The organism is Mesorhizobium helmanticense (assembly GCF_003034915.1).
Lineage (GTDB): Bacteria > Pseudomonadota > Alphaproteobacteria > Rhizobiales > Rhizobiaceae > Mesorhizobium > Mesorhizobium helmanticense.
Genome location: NZ_PZJX01000049.1, coordinates 1 through 1,079 on the forward strand (window position 1 = coordinate 1; position 1,079 = coordinate 1,079).

Sequence of the window (1,079 nt, forward strand, 5' to 3'; positions counted from 1 at the left end):
AAAAGTTAAAAAACGGGTCTGGGTATTCTTTGCTGAAGGACAGCGTTCCCTGCCCCATCCCCACTAACCGAAAAAGATGCGCACCGCGCCGCTCCTTCGAATCCGACATTACCCATGGGGCGGCGGCGTTCAACCATGATCGTACCGGCAAAAGGACTATGCAGACGCTATCCCCAGGCGTTGTTGCACAAATGACACGATTTGGCCTCACTCAGAAAGCTCCCATTAACCATCGACCCTTCCGGAGCCCTTGCAATCCGCCCGATTCCGGCGATCGCCCGACGGAATTGCGACCATTCCCTGGCCCCAATAGCCGGGGAATTGCCATGGAATCGCCGCATGGCCAAAGCGGTATTTCGGCCAAAGCCGGATTTTTCGGCGATAATGGCGCCGGCTTGTTGATTGTGCCGACGCTTTTCTTTATCCACCGGCGCAACGGAGAGGTGGCCGAGTGGTCGAAGGCGCTCCCCTGCTAAGGGAGTAGAGGTCAAAAGCTTCTCGTGGGTTCGAATCCCATCCTCTCCGCCATCCTGCTTCGCTCTTCGAGCTTCGCAGGACAAGCCCAACCCTCCGCGCGAAGCAGGACGCCCTCCGAAGCCTCGGCGAAGGAGGGGCCGCAAACCCTTGCAAACTAAGGTTGGCAGTCCCCTTTCCGTAAACAGTATACACACGGGACTTGTCGTGCGAAGCCCGCTGCGCGAAGCAGGGCGGTGGGAAGGAGGACCGGTCCGTGTGATACGTATATCTGCTGGAGAGCGAGACCTCGGAAGGTGAGCGCTATATCGGCGTGACTTCGGACCTGAAACGACGGATTGCTGACCACAATGCCGGAAAATCCAGCCACACATCCAAGTTCCTGCCATGGCGAATCGTGACCTATATGGCCTTCTCAAGCCACGCCAAGGCGACTTCATTCGAGCGGTATCTCAAATCCGGTTCGGGGCACGCTTTCGCCAACAAGCGTCTGTGGTGAACTTTTTTGCGATCACGAAAATCGGCGATTTTCCATAGAAATTACGCAATAACAATTACTTACCGCAAAAGCACACTTCGCCGAGTCCGCTGCTTCGTTCGATTCT

At 56.2% G+C, this 1,079-nt stretch carries 2 protein-coding genes and 1 tRNA gene; all 3 read left to right on the top strand.

Translation table 11 applies throughout. The annotated features are described in order from the left end of the window. Positions 1-476: hypothetical protein (locus C9427_RS34475; RefSeq protein ID WP_208636422.1), on the top strand; the 476-nt coding region annotated here is incomplete at its 5' end. Continuing rightward, a tRNA-Ser gene (locus C9427_RS26380) sits at positions 438-528 on the top strand. The genes C9427_RS34475 and C9427_RS26380, both read left to right, overlap by 39 nt. Before the next feature lie 220 nt (positions 529-748). Next, positions 749-973 (top strand): GIY-YIG nuclease family protein, encoded by a 225-nt coding sequence (locus tag C9427_RS26385; RefSeq protein ID WP_425351681.1) that lies wholly within the window; start codon positions 749-751, stop codon positions 971-973. Positions 974-1,079: the final 106 nt, after the last annotated feature.